General features: G+C 68.2%; 11 protein-coding genes. 5 read left to right on the top strand and 6 right to left on the bottom strand.

The window, feature by feature from the left end:
• The first annotated feature begins 26 nt into the window (after positions 1-26).
• Entirely contained in the window at positions 27-3,791 is a 3,765-nt protein-coding gene (locus ACPL7H_RS04790; protein WP_424795951.1) for an FIMAH domain-containing protein, read from the top strand.
• Positions 3,792-3,935: 144 nt separating this feature from the next.
• Here ACPL7H_RS04790 and ACPL7H_RS04785 read toward each other — a convergent pair whose 3' ends face one another.
• The 3 genes from ACPL7H_RS04785 to ACPL7H_RS04775 form a co-directional block, all read right to left on the bottom strand.
• Positions 3,936-4,556, bottom strand: coding sequence for a PKD domain-containing protein (locus tag ACPL7H_RS04785; protein WP_424795950.1), 621 nt, complete (start codon positions 4,554-4,556; stop codon positions 3,936-3,938).
• Positions 4,557-4,804: 248 nt separating this feature from the next.
• Complete coding sequence (locus tag ACPL7H_RS04780; RefSeq protein ID WP_424795949.1) at positions 4,805-5,410, bottom strand: DUF6318 family protein; 606 nt, start codon at positions 5,408-5,410, stop codon at positions 4,805-4,807.
• 237 nt (positions 5,411-5,647) lie between these two features.
• Positions 5,648-6,700: a LacI family DNA-binding transcriptional regulator gene (locus tag ACPL7H_RS04775; protein WP_424795948.1), complete on the bottom strand. Its 1,053-nt coding sequence runs from the start codon at positions 6,698-6,700 to the stop codon at positions 5,648-5,650.
• A 100-nt stretch (positions 6,701-6,800) separates the two neighbouring features.
• Here ACPL7H_RS04775 and ACPL7H_RS04770 point away from each other — a divergent pair, with 100 nt between their 5' ends.
• The 4 genes from ACPL7H_RS04770 to ACPL7H_RS04755 all read left to right on the top strand — a co-directional run bounded on the left by ACPL7H_RS04770 (position 6,801) and on the right by ACPL7H_RS04755 (position 12,030).
• Complete coding sequence (locus tag ACPL7H_RS04770) at positions 6,801-7,628, top strand: sugar phosphate isomerase/epimerase family protein (RefSeq protein WP_424795947.1); 828 nt, start codon at positions 6,801-6,803, stop codon at positions 7,626-7,628.
• A 36-nt stretch (positions 7,629-7,664) separates the two neighbouring features.
• On the top strand, positions 7,665-9,107 hold the full coding sequence (gndA, locus tag ACPL7H_RS04765) for an NADP-dependent phosphogluconate dehydrogenase (protein WP_424795946.1): 1,443 nt from the start codon (positions 7,665-7,667) through the stop codon (positions 9,105-9,107).
• Positions 9,108-9,562: 455 nt separating this feature from the next.
• Positions 9,563-10,972: a hemolysin family protein gene (locus ACPL7H_RS04760; RefSeq protein WP_424795945.1), complete on the top strand. Its 1,410-nt coding sequence runs from the start codon at positions 9,563-9,565 to the stop codon at positions 10,970-10,972.
• Positions 10,969-12,030, top strand: coding sequence for a hemolysin family protein (locus tag ACPL7H_RS04755; protein WP_424795944.1), 1,062 nt, complete (start codon positions 10,969-10,971; stop codon positions 12,028-12,030). Before ACPL7H_RS04760 ends, ACPL7H_RS04755 begins: the two co-directional genes overlap by 4 nt.
• Positions 12,031-12,033: 3 nt before the next feature.
• Here ACPL7H_RS04755 and ACPL7H_RS04750 read toward each other — a convergent pair whose 3' ends face one another.
• The 3 genes from ACPL7H_RS04750 to ACPL7H_RS04740 are packed head-to-tail and all read right to left on the bottom strand — an operon-like array spanning position 12,034 to position 16,964.
• Entirely contained in the window at positions 12,034-12,687 is a 654-nt protein-coding gene (locus ACPL7H_RS04750; protein ID WP_424795943.1) for a vitamin K epoxide reductase family protein, read from the bottom strand.
• A 59-nt stretch (positions 12,688-12,746) separates the two neighbouring features.
• Positions 12,747-14,876, bottom strand: a complete 2,130-nt coding sequence (locus tag ACPL7H_RS04745; protein ID WP_424795942.1) for a metallophosphoesterase — start codon at positions 14,874-14,876, stop codon at positions 12,747-12,749.
• Between the two features lie 3 nt (positions 14,877-14,879).
• Positions 14,880-16,964, bottom strand: coding sequence for a hypothetical protein (locus ACPL7H_RS04740; protein WP_424795941.1), 2,085 nt, complete (start codon positions 16,962-16,964; stop codon positions 14,880-14,882).
• Positions 16,965-17,078 lie beyond the last annotated feature (114 nt).

Genomic DNA, 17,078 nt, shown 5'->3' with positions numbered 1-17,078 from the left:
CCCCACCGAACTCAATGAGGAGACCGATGAAAACCCCGATCCGCTCGGCCATCGCCGCGGTGGCTGCCACCGCACTGGCGGTGACCGGCCTGACCCTCAGCGCATCGGCCACCGACGCCGACACCGGCCCTACACCCAGCCAATCCGATGACTTCGTGCTGAACGCCTCCGACATGGAACCCGGCTCCTTCGAGGAGAACCTCACCGTCGGTAACTTCACCGTGACCGCCGGCCCGGGATCCAACGTGCAGGTCACCGCGCACGCGCGCACCGGAGCCGGCGGGCACGAGTTCACCCAGCGGCTCGAACTGCGCGGCGGGGGTAGCGCACAGACCCGCTCGGTGCACTTCGAGGTGGCGGAGGAGTCCACCTTGATCGTGCACGCCCTATCCGGTTCCTCCAGCGCCGACCGCACCTTGGCCCTGCACCGCTCCGACGGCGCGGGGGACGCAGTGGTTGCCCACGTGACCGCCTACGGAGACCCGGGGGCGCAGATCCCGGCGGCCGCCGTCGTCGTCCCGGACGCGGGCTCCTACTACCTGGCCTCCACCGGATCGGGCATCAATATCTACCGGATGCAGGTGCTCGAGGGCGAACTGCCCGAACGCCTCCCCTGGGCCGAGGTGGCCGACCCGGTGATCACCGACGTCGGCCCGGATACCGACGACCCGACGCACTTGGTGATCTCCTTCGACGGCGAGGTGGGCATGGACGGCGCTGACGTTGCCACTGCGAGGCTGAGCGAGGCCGGCGGAACGGTGGTGGCGCAGGAGATGAGCGCCACCGAGGGGGCGAGCGGGCAGATCGCGCTGACCCCGCCGGCGTCGGGCACCTTCACCGCAGAGGTGGTGCTGTCCCGGGACGGAGAGGAGGACAAGGTTTCGGAGCCGGTCACGGCACCGGAGTTCGTGCTGCCGCTGGGTACCGCGCAGGTCCACTCGGCGCTGACTACCGACATCACCGATGGCCTTGCCACGGTGACCGTGGAGTGGGCTCCGGTGGCGGAGGCCGAGCATTACGACGTGGCCTACCGGGCCAGTGGTGAGACCGACTTCACCGAGACGTCCGCCGGCCTCACCGAACCGGAGGCCGAGATCCCCGGCCTGACACCCGGGGCAGCCTACGAGGTGCAGGTGAGGACCGTCCGCGGCGATGACTCCACCGTCTCCGACCCCTACGAGGTGACGGTGGCTGACGTCGTCGAGCGCTGGTTGACCGCGCACGCCGGGGTCGGCTCCGGTGGTGAGGCGATCGTGGCCGAGGACGGCTCGGTGTTCTTCGACGCCATCGGCAACAACGGCAAGATCGCCGACTCCGAGGACGGGTTCTGGTACCACTACACCGAGGTCGACCCGGCGACGGAGAACTTCACCCTGAGCGCCACCTTCACCGTCGAGGCCGCCGAGGGCAAGGACAACCAGTCCGGATTCGGCATCATCGCCATCGACGACTTCGTCCCGAACAACCCCTCGGCCCGGTATTTCAACTCCGCCGGGACCATGGCGGCGAAGTACAACGACATCGTCGGCGGCTCGGTGCAGTCCCGCTACGGCCTCTCCGGCGGGAAGTTCGTGACCGGCTACACCGACGGTCCCTCCGTGGCCTCGGCGGACCGGGACATGACCGCCTCGGAGCCCTTCGACTGGGACTTCCGGGAGGCCATGACCGAGGGCAGCAACGTCAATCCGCCGAAGTTCATCACCGGGGACACCTTCGAGTACACCCTGCGCTACTCCAACACCGGCTTCCATGCCAGCGCCACGTTCGTGGGCAACCCCGAGACCGACGAACCCGCGCAGGAGTACGAGGAGATCATCTACTACGACCGTGACCTGGTCCTGACCCAGTCCGAGGACTCCTTCTACGTGGGGGTGTTCGGCACCCGTGGGATCCAGGTGAGGGCCAGCGACATCGAACTCACCACGATCCACCCCGACGACGATGAGGACCCGCTGGAGCGGCCGATCGAGTACATCACGCCGTCGCTGAACGTCGATGGCACCCGCACCACTCCGCACCACCAGGTGGCGGTGCCCGTGACGGCGAACGTGGCTGGCGAGGTGGTCATCACCGATGCCGCGGGCGCGCCGGTGACCGAGGTGACCGAGGTGGCACCGGGGCAGCGCGAGATACTGGAACTGGACCTGGCCGCCGGTGTGAACGACTTCGTCGCACACCTCACCCCGGCCGCCGAGCAGCCACAGTTGGCCGAGTACGAGGAGTTGAGTTCCTACGACCGTCTCGATGTGGACCTGCGGTTCACCGTGGCCTCCTACGGCGAGCCCGGTCAGGCGATCCACGTGGCCCCGAACGGTTCCGCACAGGGCACCGGGAGCCCCGCTGACCCGCTGGACATCCACACCGCGGTCGGCTTCGCCCAGCCCGGTCAGCAGATCGTGCTGGCCGAGGGCACCTACACCCCGGACCGTGCAATCGTGATCGACCGGGGAAACAACGGCACGGCCGGCGCTCCGATCACCCTGATGTCCCAGCCCGGGGCCCGGGCGGTGCTGGACCTGTCCGAGTCACCCTCGGGAGGGATCAACCTGCGCGGGGACCATTGGCACCTGTACAACCTGGAGATCACCGGTTCGCAGGGGTACCAGAAGCCGCTGCTGATCTCGGGTCACCACAACGTCATCGAGCGGATCGAGTCACATCACAACGGAGATACCGGGGTCCAGATCTCGGGGAGTTCGGTGGAGTCGCCGCAACTGTGGCCCTCGCACAACCTGGTGCTCTCGAGCGTCTCGCACAACAACGTCGACCCGCTGGCCAACGATGCCGACGGGTTCGCCGCGAAACTGACCGTGGGTGAGGGCAACGTGTTCCGGTACAACATCGCCTATCACAACATCGATGACGGCTGGGATCTGTATGCCCGTTCCACCACTGGCTCGATCGGGGTGGTGACCATCGAGGACTCGGTCACTTTCAACAACGGGTGGCTGGAGAACGACGACGAGATCGCCCTGGTGGGCGAAGGGAACGGGTTCAAACTGGGCGGAGAGTCCATGCCCGGCGCGCACGTGCTGCGCAACTCGATCTCCTACAACAACCTGGCCAAGGGCATCACGTCCAACTCCGGGCCGGATCCACGGGTGGCCGATGTGACGAGTTACTACAACGGGCACGTGGTGGACTCCCTGGGCCGGATGAATGTCCAACTCACCACCAACACGGCATCGCAGACCGACTTCGAGGCCACCGGGGTGCTGTCCTACCGGGGTCAGCAGGTCGATGACATCGTGCTGGTGAACCAGGAGGACACACTGCGGCCGGATCCGAGCAACTACTTCGACGGTCGCAACGTCGACGGTACGGCGGTGGACGAAAGTTGGTTCGTGAGCCTTGACTTCGATGCTGTCCGCCCGCAGATCGCCGCGGATGGCAGTATCGACATGGGCGGGCTGCTGGAGTTGACCGACGCCGCACCGGCCGACACCGGCGCGCGTCTGGGCCCGAACCTGGACCCGACGGTGATCGAACTGCTGCCCCCGGTGGGTGAGGACGACGGCGGGATCCCGGTGGAGCAGGTGCGCGAGTTGCGGTCGCGCACCCAGTCCTACGTGGATGAGGGCCAGATCGCCGGGCCGATCGCTCACCAGTTGACGAATGCGCTCGACCAGGCGCTGCGCCACCTGGAGGCGGACCGGACCAACCCGGCCACCTCCGCCCTGGACCGGTTCGTGCGGCATCTGGAGAACCCCAAGCGGCCTGACACCCTGACCGAGCAGGCGCAGTCTGATCTGCTGGAACGGGTCGGCGCGGTGCTGGCGGAACTCGAGTAGCGAGCAGGTCGCCCCGGCCGGGTCGGTCTGGCCGGGCTCGGTCTGGCCGGGCTGGTCCGACCGGGCTGGTCCATCCGGCTTCGCCGACCCGATCATGCAGGCAACTCCGGCCGGGTTGGACCGATCCGAGGTCAACCCGCGGGGTCAGCCGACCAGGCGGGTGGTGCGGGTCTGCAGATCCAATACCGGGGAGGTCGAGGCCGTGACGCCAAGACCGTCGATGTCGATCCAGGCCCCATCACCCACCCGGAATGAGCCGGACCAGTATGTGATCAACGTGATCTGGTACTCTCCCGCGGCCTCATAGGCATGCTCGATAGTCTGATCCGGGTACCCCGCCCCGGGATCAGTCGTGTTCAACACCGCCGAGCCGTCCCCGAAGTCCCACGAATACGACACCGGCTCCGCCCGGATCTGCACCGGTAGCCCCAGCAGCACCACCGAGAACTCCTGCACCACCGGCTCGGTACGGGCAATCACCGGCAGATTCACCAGGTGCCAGTCCTGATCGGGTTCCAGGATCAACGGCGCCGGGGCGATTCGCACCCGCGCATACTCCCGCACCGCCGTGACCAACTGCGTCGCGGTCACCACGAAGTCCGGTTCACCCTCACCGTCCTCAGCCCCGTCAGCCTCGTCGACCCCGTCGACCACGGGCCACACGATCGTGACCTCCCCCGTGCTGGGGTCGTAACACGTGCGCACCTCCGTCACCCCACAATCGGGCACATCACCGAACTCCGGCCACGCCACCTGCTCCACCATCGGCCCCGAGCCGACCGGAACATCCCAACGAGAAACACCACCAGATGGGGACGTTCCAGGGAGATAGTTCTGACCGTTTCCGGCCGACCTAGGCTGAGTCGGCCGTTCGGGAATCCAGCCCCCCACGAATAATTCGTCGGACTGATCGCCGGCATAGCCGCCCCACCGCGAAGCGTCCGCGTCCCCACCGAGAGAACCGCTCGGCGTACCAGCCAGTGGCGCAAGCAGCAGGGCCGCCAAAACTCTCCTCATACCAAGTCCTCGGCGTCCGCCCCAACAACGAACCAACGCGCGCCGTCATACTTGACCACCGTGAGTACCCGCACCGTCTCCGCTGGAAAAGCATCCATCGAATCGCCACGCGCATCGTAAGTCTCGGATGCCGCTACCTCGATCACTGAATCCACAAGGTAGTCGCCGGGCGTTGACTCCCACACCCTAGAGTTGACCTCGCGAATAACTGGTGGGTTTGTGATCTCATATCCACCCGATGCATAGAGTTCAGCGACGGATAAGCGGACACCATCACAGAAATTGCAGTCCTCCGTGGTGAGTTCATCCCAGGCTTCGAAGTCACCGGTGGCGTGGATATAGGAGAACAACTCCACGAAATACACCGCCGCGGCTTCCGCACCGGCCTGACCCTCATCGTCGATGTCCGGACCGGGCTCGGGGTGGGGATAATCCTGGGGTCCCGGCTCGTCATCACCGGGCTCGGAGTCGGTCTCCTCCGGATCCGGCGTCGCCAGCTCCTCGGGTTGCGTGGTCGTCGGCTCCCGGTCCGGCTCTGGCTCGGCGTTCGCACCGTCACACCCGACCAATCCCGCGCCGGCAAGAACCGCACCTGCCACCACCGCTACGGCGCGCCACCACCGTCGTCGGCCCCTTTGCGGGCCCGACCCGCGGCCCCATCCGCGACCCCACCCGTGGCTTCGCCCATCGCCGGGCAGCCCTGATTCCACCCCGCTACTGTGCGTGTGCCCCCTGGCCATACCGGACACAGTTCCACAACCACGCCTGCTCGACCAGCCCTCGAGCGCAATCTGTGGACAACCAGCACAACCACGGTTGCGACGCCCGAAGAGCCAGTCTCACCGCCCCGGCGCCGCGCAGGAGTCGCGTTGCACCAGCCTGGTCGGTACCACCACCGGCTCGGACCGCGTCGAGGTCGCCCCCCGCGCCAGTGCGATCACATTGGTGGCCGCGGTCACGCCCACCTCATGCATCGGTGCCGCCACGGTGGTGAGTTCGGGCGTGATGAGTTCGGCGGAGGAGGTGTTGTCGAACCCCACCACGCTGACGTCGTCGGGAATCCTCCCACCGGATTTGCTCACCGCTCGGATGAACCCGATCGCCAGCAGATCGTTGTAGGCCACCACCGCGGTGCCTGCCGATCCCGCCCGCGACGCCTCCCACCAACTCATCCCCGCGCGCACTCCCCCGGCCACGGTGGGCCGGTAGGGCCCGGACCGGCGGATCCGCATCCCCAACTGCACGCCGGCCTCGCGCAGCGCGTGCCAGCGCATCCCATCCGGCCAGGACGCCTCCGGACCGGACAGATAGGTCACCTCCGTATGACCCAGGCGGTGCAGGTACTCGGCCGAGGCGTGTGCCCCGCGGGCCAGGTCCACCACCACACTCGGCACCCCGGTCACGTCACGGTTCACCATCACGATCGGGGTGACCTTCGCGATCTGGCGGATCCCGGCGTCGGACATCCGCGCCCCGGCCAGTACGATCCCGTCCGCGCTCGCGGCCATCGCCTCGAGGATCTCGCGTTCACGCTCGGGCGATTCCTGGGACTCGGCGAGCATCATCGTGTAACCCGCCTCCCGCGCCGCCGAGCCGGCCCCGCGCACCAGGTCGAAGAACCCTGGGTTGGTCACGTCCGCCAGCACCACCGCGAGCATCATCGTGCGGGTGGTGGACAGCGCCCGTGCCTGCGGGTTCGCCCGGTACCCCAACTCGGCGGCGATCGTGCGGATGCGCTCCGCGGTCTCGGCATTGACCCGGCCCGGTCGGGAGAACGCCCGCGACACCGTCGACGGCGCCACGCCCGCGGCCTCGGCCACGTCGTAGATCGTCGTCGACCGTCGTCCGCCGGTCCTGTGCACGATCACCGAGCCTACGATCCCGACGACCATGATGGCAACCGTTTGCCACGTGCACCCGTTGGCAGCCGGTAGGCTGCCAACGGCACGATAGGAATACTTGACCAACCCCATCGCGGGAGCCCATCGCCTTATGTGGACCTTGTCTGGATTCGCCGACGAGATCGATGCCGACTTCACCCGGCAATGCACGGTCGCCCGGGAACTCGGCTTGAACTTCATCGAGATCCGCAGTGCCTGGGACACCGGCGTCCTGGACCTGACCGACGATCAACTGCGCCAGGCCCGCGACATCCTCACCGACCACAGCCTCGGGGTCTCCGCGATCGGCTCGCCCATCGGCAAGATCTTCATCGACGACGACTTCCCGGCGCACCTGGACCGGATGCACCGGGCGATCGAGGTGGCCCACCACTTCCGGGCCCCCTACATCCGCATCTTCTCCTTCTTCCAGCGCCCCGAGATCGACCCAGACGAAGCCCGCGACGAGGTCATCCGCCGCCTGCGCGCCCTGGTCGAACTCGCCGAGCCCGCCGGCGTGACCCTGCTGCACGAGAACGAGATGGAGATCTACGGCGACGTCCCCGAGCGTTGCCTGGACCTGGTTACCGCCGTTGATTCCCATCGCTTCAAGCTCGCCTGGGACCCCGCCAACTTCGTCCAGGCGGGCATCCGTCCGCACACCGACGCCTACGAACAACTCCGCCCGCATCTGGAGTACGTGCAGATCAAGGACGCCAGAGCCTCCGACGGCGTCGTGGTCCCCGCCGGCGAGGGCGACGGTGAGGTCCTGGAGACCATCCGATCCCTGCGGGCCGATGACTTCGAGGGATTCTTCTCCCTCGAGCCCCACCTGGAGTCACACACCACCTCGGGGGACGTCTCCGGTGCGGATCTGTTCCGGACCGCGTGGAAGGCGTTCACCGACATCCTCGACCAAGAGTCCATCCCCTACGCCTGACCTTCGGGCCCCAGGCCACAACCAGGAGAGAGCACTATGACCAGCACTGAGGCCTCCGCCCGCATCGGCGTCATCGGGATGGCTGTGATGGGCAGCAACCTCGCGCGCAACATCGCCCGCCGCGGCCACGTCGTCGCGGTGTTCAACCGCAGCCCCGGCCGCACCCACGACCTGATCGAGAACCACGGCCACGAGGGCACCTTCGTGCCCGCCACGGAACTGGCTGACTTCGTCGCCAGCCTGGAGCGCCCGCGCCGGATCATCCTCATGGTGATGGCCGGCGGCCCGACCGATGCCACCATCGACTCCCTCATCCCGCTGCTCGAAGAGGGCGACATCGTGGTCGACGGCGGCAACGCCCACTACGAGGACACCCGGCGCCGGGAAGCGGCACTGCGCGAGCACAAGTTGCACTTCGTCGGGGCCGGGATCTCCGGCGGTGAGGAGGGAGCCCTGGAGGGCCCCTCGATCATGCCCGGCGGATCCCCGGAGGCCTACGAGGCCCTGGGTCCGATCCTGGAGGACATCGCCGCGGTCTACGAGGGCGAACCGTGCTGCACCTACATCGGCCCGGACGGGGCGGGGCACTTCGTCAAGATGGTGCACAACGGCATCGAGTACGCGGACATGCAGTTCATCTCCGAGGCCTATGACATCCTGCGCGTCGCCGGCATGAGCAACACCGAGATCGCCGACGTGTTCCGCACCTGGAACTCCGGCGACCTGGACTCCTACCTGGTGGAGATCACCGCCGAGGTGCTCGACCAGATGGATGCCCGCACCGGACAGGGCCTGGTGGACGTGATCGCCGACTCCGCCGGCCAAAAGGGAACCGGACGCTGGACGGTCCAGATCGCCCTCGAACTCGGTGTACCGGTGAATACGATCGCGGAGTCGGTCTTCGCCCGCTCCGTCTCCGGGCACTCCGACCTGCGTGCCGCCGCCGGGGAGTCCCTGGCCGGGCCCACCGGGGGGATCGAGGTGAGCGACCGCGCCGCGTTCGTGGAGTCGGTGCGGCAGGCGCTGTGGTCGGCCAAGGTGATCGCCTACGCCCAGGGCCTGGACCTGATCCGTTCGGCGTCATTGCAGTACGACTGGAACGTGGACGTGGCCGGGGTGGCCAAGATCTGGCGCGCCGGGTGCATCATCCGGGCCCGGCTGCTGGAGCGGATCCGGTCGGAGTACGCCGGCCAGAACCTGCCCACGCTGCTGTCCGCACCGAGCATCAACGCCGGTCTGGCCGAGGCCCAGGACGGCTGGCGCTCCGTGGTGGCCAAGGCCGGGAGCGCGGGGGTGCCGATCCCCGGGTTCGCCTCGGCGCTGGCCTACTACGACTCCGCCCGCGCCTCCCGCCTGCCCGCATCGCTGGTACAGGGGTTGCGCGACTACTTCGGCGCCCACACCTACGAGCGCATCGACGATGAGGGCACCTTCCACACCGACTGGTCCGGGGACCGCGCCGAGCAGCGGATGTCCTGAGCACCCCCCGGGGCCCGCGGGCCCCGCAGACAGCCGACGACGACGCAGCACGCCCGGGTTCTGGTGCGCTGCGTCGTGTAGACGCCAGGTGGGGCGACGAGGTCCGCACCGGATCCCGACCGCCCGCCCCGGCCCGCCGTCCGGGCCCGGTCCCGGCACGGGCACGGGCACGGGCACGGGCACGGGCACGGGCACGGGCACGGGCACGGGCAAATGAGTGTGCGTGCACACAATCTCCACCATGCGTGCGGTTCGCGCGGACGTTTGTGTAGCATGCTGCTCAGTCGGGCCGCACCGGTCCGCCGCCGTTTCGAGGAATGGAGATCATGGGCGCCACCGGCGACTCTGACAGTACCGACGTCACATCTGCACCGAGCGAGACCGCAGATTCCGACGCGGACCCTGACAGTACCGAGGGGCATAGCCCCTCCCTGACCTCCCCGGACGTGCCATAGATGGACGTCCTCCTCATTCTCCTGACGCTGGTCCTGATCGCCTGCGGCGCCGGGTTCGTGGCCGCGGAGTTCGCGCTCATCACCGTCCCCCGCTCGGCCGTGGAGAAGCAAGCAGCTACCGGCGATCGCCGCGCCAAGGGTGTGCTCGCTACCCTGCGGACCCTGTCCACCCAACTCTCCGGCGCTCAACTGGGCATCACCGTGACCAACCTGCTGATCGGTTGGGTTTCCGAACCGGCGATCGGCCGGTTGCTCCAGCCGGTACTGGAGAACGTGGGCATCGACCCCTCCCGCGCCCGCCCCCTCTCCCTGACCCTGGCGCTCATCATGGCCACCGGGACCACGATGATCTTCGGTGAACTGGTACCGAAGAACCTGGCCATCGCCCGCCCGCTGCAGACCGCCCGGTTCATCGCGGGCTTCCAGCGGGTGTGGACCACGATCAACGCCTGGCCGATCCGGTTCTTCAACGGCACCGCGAACAGGATCGTGCGCCTGTTGGGCATCCAGCCCCAGGAGGAACTCGCCTCCGCACGCAGCGCCGAGGAACTTTCCGCGCTGGTACGCCACTCCGCCCGCTCGGGCACGCTGGCCGAGGACACCGCGGAACTGGTGGCACGATCCCTGGAGTTCGGCGACCTTCGCGCAAGTGAGGCGATGAAGCCCCGGTCCCAGATCGTCAGCCTCAGCCCCGACGACACCCTGGCGGACCTCGTCAACGCCGCCAAGACCAGTGGCTACTCCCGCTTCCCGGTGCTGCAGACCATCCAGGACAACGGCCACACCCAGACCCGGGTGGACGGGCTGGTCCACGTACGCGGCACCCTGAAGGTGCCGTTCGAGGAGCGCGCCACCACCCCGGTCAGCGCCATCCTCACCGAGGCAACCCTGGTGCCGGAATCCCTCGAACTCGATCAACTGATGGACGATCTGCGCTCCGGTGGTCTGCAGATGGCCCTGGTGATTGATGAGTTCGGCGACCTGGATGGGCTCGTGACCCTGGAGGACCTGGTCGAGGAGATCATCGGTGAGGTCCGCGACGAGCACGACGCCGAGTCCGACCCGGTGCACAGCCCGGACGGTTCGTGGGACCTGTCCGGGTTGCTGCGGGTGGACGAGGCCAGCGAGGTGATCGGCATCGAACTACCCGAGGACGAGGCCTACGACACCCTCGGCGGCCTGATCGCCGACCTGCTCGACCGGCTCGCCGAGGCCGGGGACGAGGTCACCTTCGCCAGTGCCGAGACACCCGGTGAGCCGCGTGTGCTGATCGCGATGACCGTGCTGGAGATGGACGGCCACCGGGTGGACCGGCTGCGCCTGCGCACCCTGGGCCCCTACGAGCCGCCCGAGCCCGAAGGCGACGGGGAGCCGAGCCACGCAGACGAGGACGAGGGGGCACGGTCATGAGTGGAGGCTGGGCCATCGCCATCACGGGGTTCCTGTTGTTGTTCAACGCGTTCTTCGTCGGCGCCGAGTTTGCGCTGGTGGCCGCCCGGCGCACCAAGGTCGAACCCATGGTGGAGGCCGGTAACCGGCGCGCCAAGATCACCCTGCGGGCGATGGAGCGGGTCTCGCTGATGATGGCCGGCGCGCAGATGGGCATCACGGTGTGCTCACTGCTGCTGCTGGTGATCTCCGAGCCGGCCATCGAGCGTGCGATCGCCGGACCACTGGAGCAGATCGGGGTACCAGCCGGGCTGACGCACCCGATCGCCTTCGTGATCGCCCTGGTCCTCATCACGTTCCTGCACGTGGTGCTCGGGGAGATGGTGCCCAAGAACATCGCGCTGGCCGGCCCGGAGAAGTCAGCGCTGATCCTGGCGCCGATCCTGGCCGGGATCGTCTGGCTCGCCTACCCGGTGCTGTGGACCCTGAACGAACTGGCCAACCTGGTGCTGCGCGCGCTCCGGGTCCAGCCGAAGGAGGAGGTCACCTCCGCCTTCACCCGGAACGAGGTCTCGGAACTGGTGGCCGAATCACGCAGCGGCGGGATGATCGAACTCAGCGACGAACGCCTGCTCCAGGGCGCGCTGCGGTTCGGGGAACGCTCCACCCGCTCGGTGCTGCTACCCATCGACACGGTCCGCACGCTCCCACCGGACGTCACCCCGGCCCAGGCGGAGGAGGTCAGCGCCGAGAGTTTCTCCCGCTTCCCGATCCGGATGCCCGATGGCACCATGCGCGGATACGTACACCTGAAGGACCTGCTGCAGAACGATGCCGAGAAGCGCAAGCAGCCGATCGACCCGGCCATCGTGCGGGAGCTGCCCTCAGTCACCGTCACCGACTCCCTGCAGCACGTGCTGGGGGTGATGCAGGCCTCCTCCGCACACCTGGCGCTGGTGCACGACAGCGAGGGGCCTGCCCACCGCGCCCCGGTGCTCGGCCTGGTCACCCTGGAGGACGTGATCGAGGAACTGGTCGGGGTGATCCGGGACGATTCCCGTCGTCAGCACCACGGCTGATCGTCAGAAGATCAGTAGCAGCCGGTCCCCCAGTCCGAACATGGCCCCGGCGACGACGAGCAGGTACCACAGGCCCGTCAGGGCCCAGCGGTAGCGCACCAGGAACATCGCTGTCGCGGTACTGGCCGGGATGGCACCGTTCTGGGCGGCCCTGGCCACCGTGTGCACGAACAGTGGGATCATCACCACCCAGACCACCATGCAGTACGGGCACAGGGCCCCGATCACGTTGAACGACACATACTGCAGCCAACTGACGAAGGCCACGCCGAAGGCAGTGCCCACCACCATGGCGCGCCAGAACCAGCGCGGTGCCCGTCCACCGGCGAGCAGCATCACCCCGATCGTGACCACCACCGGGAAGGTAAGCATCCCGATCACCACGTTGGGGAACCCGAACGCAGAGGCCTGCGGGCTGCCGAGGAAGTCCCCGCAACCCACCAGCGGATTGAGGTCACAGGTGGGGACGTAGGTGGGGTCGCGCAGCACGTTGATGTAATCGAGGGTCAGCGCGACGGCGGCGAGGGCACCGACGACCCCGGTGATCACCAGGAGCAGGCCGAAGCCTGGGGTCGCCCCGCCGGCACGCTGGTGCGCCGTGGCGACGTGCGCCCCGGCAACGTCCACCTGCTCTTCGTCGATTCCGCTCGCGCTCACCTGGGATCCTCTCGGTGCGACCTGCAGCCAAGTATGAATGATCAGCGCGGCTGTTGACCTCAGCTCTCCTCGCGGATCGCCTCATCGTCCTCGGGCAGGTTCTGGTCGGGTGCGCTGGGGTCGCCCTCCTCAACATCCTCCGGCTCCTCGACGCCGTCGGGAATCTCCGGCTCCGGTTCCGGCTCCGGGGCGGTGGGGTCGACGTGCTCGGTCGGCAGGGCCGGGAAGTTCAACCAGGGGCCCAGGCTCACCGAAGCATCGGGCTCGGCGTGGATCAGTCGGTAGTGGTCGGGGATCCCCTCGGTGAGGTTCCAGCGGATCATGGTCATCGCCGCGGTGCCCTGCAGTGGCCCGACAGTGGGCCGGCCCAGTGTGGCGCCCGCGGTGGACCCGGAGACGTACTGCACGCCCCAGCCCAACTGCAGTGGCCCGCGCTGGGTGTGCATGTGGCCCGACAGGTTCATCGGCACACAGCCGGCGTCGAGGGCTTGCCGGCCCGCGTGCGGGGAGTGCACCAGGAGGATGTCCGCACCGGACTCCTCCTCCTGCAACTCACACGCCTGCGCGCGCAACCGCTCGCCCATCTCCACCACTGTCTCGTCGCGCTCCGGTCGGGTGCCCGTGCCGATCTCGGTCAGGGTGGGGTCGGTGTCACCCAGGATTCGCACCGCGGCCACCTCGACCACGTCGCCGTCCAGGACCGTCCATCCCCGAGCGCGCTCCTGCTCGGCGGTGAGCACCGAGTCATGGTTGCCGTCCGCGACGATCACCGGAAGTCCGGACGGGATCTCGTCGGCGAAGGCATTCACGCAGAACGACTCCACCGACGTGCCGCTCATCACCGTGTCGCCGGCGTTCAGGATGGCATCGACCTCGCCGAGGGTGGCGGCGGTGCCGATCACCGGGGCCATCCCGACGTTGCAGTGCAGGTCCGCGACCATCAGGAAGGTGGCGTACTCGGCGTCGGGGTCGGTGAAGGCCAGGGACTGGGCGCGATCGGGCTGGGCCGACTCCGCATCGCCATCTCCGGGAGCCCCTACCTCGTCCTCGTCCAGCCTGACGGCATCGCCCAGGTCGCCCGGATCGGTGGTGTCAGCGCCCCCGGTCCCCCCGTCGTCGGTCCCGTCCGCGCCCTGGATGCCCTCAGCCTCCGGGGCGTCGCCATCGTCAGTGGCCCCACCGTCCGTGGCTTCGCCATCGTCAGTGGCCTCCCCACCGTCGGTGCCTTCGGCGCCGTTCGTGTCTCCAGCACCACCGGCATCCTGACCACTGTCGGTGTCTTCGACATCGCCATCCTCATCCTCCACCAGCGGGGCCGGCCGGACCGGTGGAGCCAGCGCCGCGGGGTTGGCCTCGTAGGCCGCGATGAGGTTTGACTCCACATCGGCGTAGAAGCTCGTGTTGTCCTCCACCGCACGTACCACCATGCCGCCGTAGTAGTCGACGATCGTGGCCAACCGTCCGGTGATCCGGGCGTCCTCCAGCGCTGTCCCGGCCAGCACCGGGGAACTGCGCCCCTCCAGACCGAAACTGCGGGTCAGGTCGGTCAGCGGCAGGATCACCAGGACCACCGCCAGGGTCGGCGCCACGAACGGCACTCCTGGTTGGCGCCACGCACTCTTGAGTGCCTCCCGTAGCACGCCGTGGGCCACGAGTCTGCTCAGGGCGATCGCCATCAGGAGCACCGACAGCGTGACCACGGCCCGGCCCACGACGTCACCGATGAGGCCACGAGCCGCGTCGTCGATCGTTGCCTGGGGATTGGCCAGGAACTGGTTGTAGGAGTTCAGGTCCGCCATCAACCCGGCGATCGGGTCGGCGTCGTCACTGGTGAGTTGGTCGGGGATCTCCCGCACCAGCACGTTCACGCCCAGGTTGGCCGGCAGGGGCGAGGCGATCACCAGCGATCCGAGCGGGCCCATGTCTACGCGGATCTCCCCGTTCAGGCGGGTGCTGTACTCGGCGACGTGCGGTCCGAGCGACCCCGTGTAGGAGGCGGTGGAGACCGCGAATCCGATCGAGACGAGCAGCGCCATCAGGACCGCTGTGCCCACCCGGATCGCGCGTCGGGTCAGTGGCCGCAGCCCGTGCCACCACGCGAACCGGCGCTCCCCCGCCTGCGCCTCGGTGCCGGGGCGATCCGCAGTGCGATCGCCGTCGTGTCGCGGCTCGTTGGTCTGATCGGTCATCGGCTACTGGTAACTCACGAACTCCGGGACGGGCTCGACGTCGTAGGTCTCCTCCGGGGTCATCATCGGAGAGTCCTCATCGATGAAATTCTTCCATCCCCAGGCGATTCCTTCCGGCGCGTCCCGGTGCAGCGCGTTCCACGTATCGAACTTACTGGGCACCGGGCCCTGACCATCGGCGTGGATGAGCACCGCCACCTGGGGGCGCGAAGTGTCCACCTGGTCCCGGTCCCGGATCATCTGGATCTGGAACTGGTGCAGGATGAGCATCTTCGGCGGTAGGTCGTGTTCGATGACGAACTCGGCGAGGTAGTCGACCACCTCGTTGACCTCCTCGGCCTCTACGTGCCCGATCTGCGATAGATGCACCTGGTCCGGGAGCAGGCGCCACTCCGGGTCCAGCGCCACGCCCACGTGCGGGTAGGCCAGCAGGTCCTCATACCTCTCGATCTGGTCCACGAAGTGGTTGCGCCCGGGCTGGAAGTCCAGCACCACGTACTGGTCGGCTTCCTCAGCAGCCTCGATCAAGGGGATGAACGTCTCCGATGGCCAGGCGTTGGAGTACATGCCGTCCTCACCGGCGCCCGTGCTGGCCACGGTCACGATGATCTCCAGCGCCGGGATCACCTGATCCTCGGTCAGTCCGGTGTAGCGCTCGGCGTACTCGGCGGCCAGGTCGATCGTCTCCTCGGTGCCCTGCTCCCCCAGGATGCCCAGGAGCGGCGTCACGGGGTGGCCGTACAACGCGATGTACCGCTTGCCGCCGAAGACCTCCTGACCTCCGCCAGGCAGTTCGGTCCCGGTGGCGGCCGTCAGGACCCGCCAGTTGAACTCGGCATCGTCCCCGAAACTGGTGCCCAGGCCCAGGATGGAGTCAGCGCCGGAGATCTGCCCCATCACCTCGGGCTCGGAGTTGATCTGCTCGGTGAGGATGACCGTGGCACCGGCGGCGCGGGCGATCCCGATCGCGGCAGCCTGTCCGGGTTCACCATCGGCCAGCACCATCGGCCCGTCCAGGCGCTCGGTCGGTTCGGTGGGGCTGAGTTCGCCGACCGGCTCCGGCGTGGTGTCATCGGCCAGTTCGACGTCGAGCACCTCACCCACATCCATGTTGGTCAGCGCCTCGACGTAACTGTCCGCACCGGCGGCACCACCGTTCGCATCGGCACCCTCCGCACCGTCGCCGTCCTGACCGTCCTCGCCGTCGGCGTCCTCGTCCTCGCCGTCCTGCCCCTCACGTGCTTCGTCCCCGGAGGTCTGATCCCCGGACGCCTCGTCAGCACCGGTGGCCGAATCCTCGTCCGTGGCCGAGGAGTCGCCCGTGCCGGAACCTTCGCCACCGGCGTCGCTGTCGTCGTCGGCAGTGCCGTCGGTGCCGTCGGTGCCGTCGGTGCCGTCGGTGCCGTCGGTGCCGTCGGTGCCGTCGGTGCCGTCGGTGCCGTCGGTGCTGGCAGAGCCCGCGGCGTCGTCTCCGGATACGGAGCCCTCTGTTTCCGCCCCGTCCTCGCCCGCGCCGTCGCCGTCGGTGTCCTCCGGGTCCTGAGCAGGCCCCTCCGGCGCCTCGGCGCGCTCGGGCCCCAGGTGCGACCCGTCCACGGCGGTCAGGTCCAGGCCGAGGATTTCACCCAGGTCACCGGCATCGGCCGGCGCGGGCACGATGTCCAGGGCAGTCACATCGATATCCGCCACGTCCACAGCCCCGACGGTGATGACTGAGTGGGTGCTCAACCGAACCAGTTCGGACTCCACCGCCAAGCCGTTACCAGGGCCTCCGGTGAGCAGCAACGGAGTTCCCGCCGCCATCGAGATCGACGCGGCCCGCGCGATTGCGGCCTCGTCGTCCGCAGGGGCCATCACCACCACGTGCGCGGAGGCGAAGTAGCGCTCGCTCACGGCCAGGGCCATCTCCTCGGGTTCGTGCGAGGCGAGCAACGCCGGAACCTCGTCCGGAGCGTGAGTCGCGGCGATCGGGGGTGGCGGCGGTACCGGACCGGTGGGCTCGGGTTCGAGTTCCCGCCCACCGGTACAGCCGGCCAGCACCAGGGCGGCGGCCATCGCTACCGAGAGACTCCGGACAGCCCTATGCACGCACCTACTCCTTGGATCGCCGATCTGCTCACCGAGTCGTACCGGGGTCCACTGTACGCACCCTCGGGCAGCGGCACCGTCGGCACGGACGGGATTGTCCTCACCTGCACGGGA

The sequence above is a fragment of the Pseudactinotalea sp. Z1732 genome (assembly GCF_049724975.1).
Taxonomy (GTDB): Bacteria; Actinomycetota; Actinomycetes; order Actinomycetales; family Beutenbergiaceae; genus CALKWS01.
This window is presented reverse-complemented; position numbering and strand designations above follow the sequence as displayed.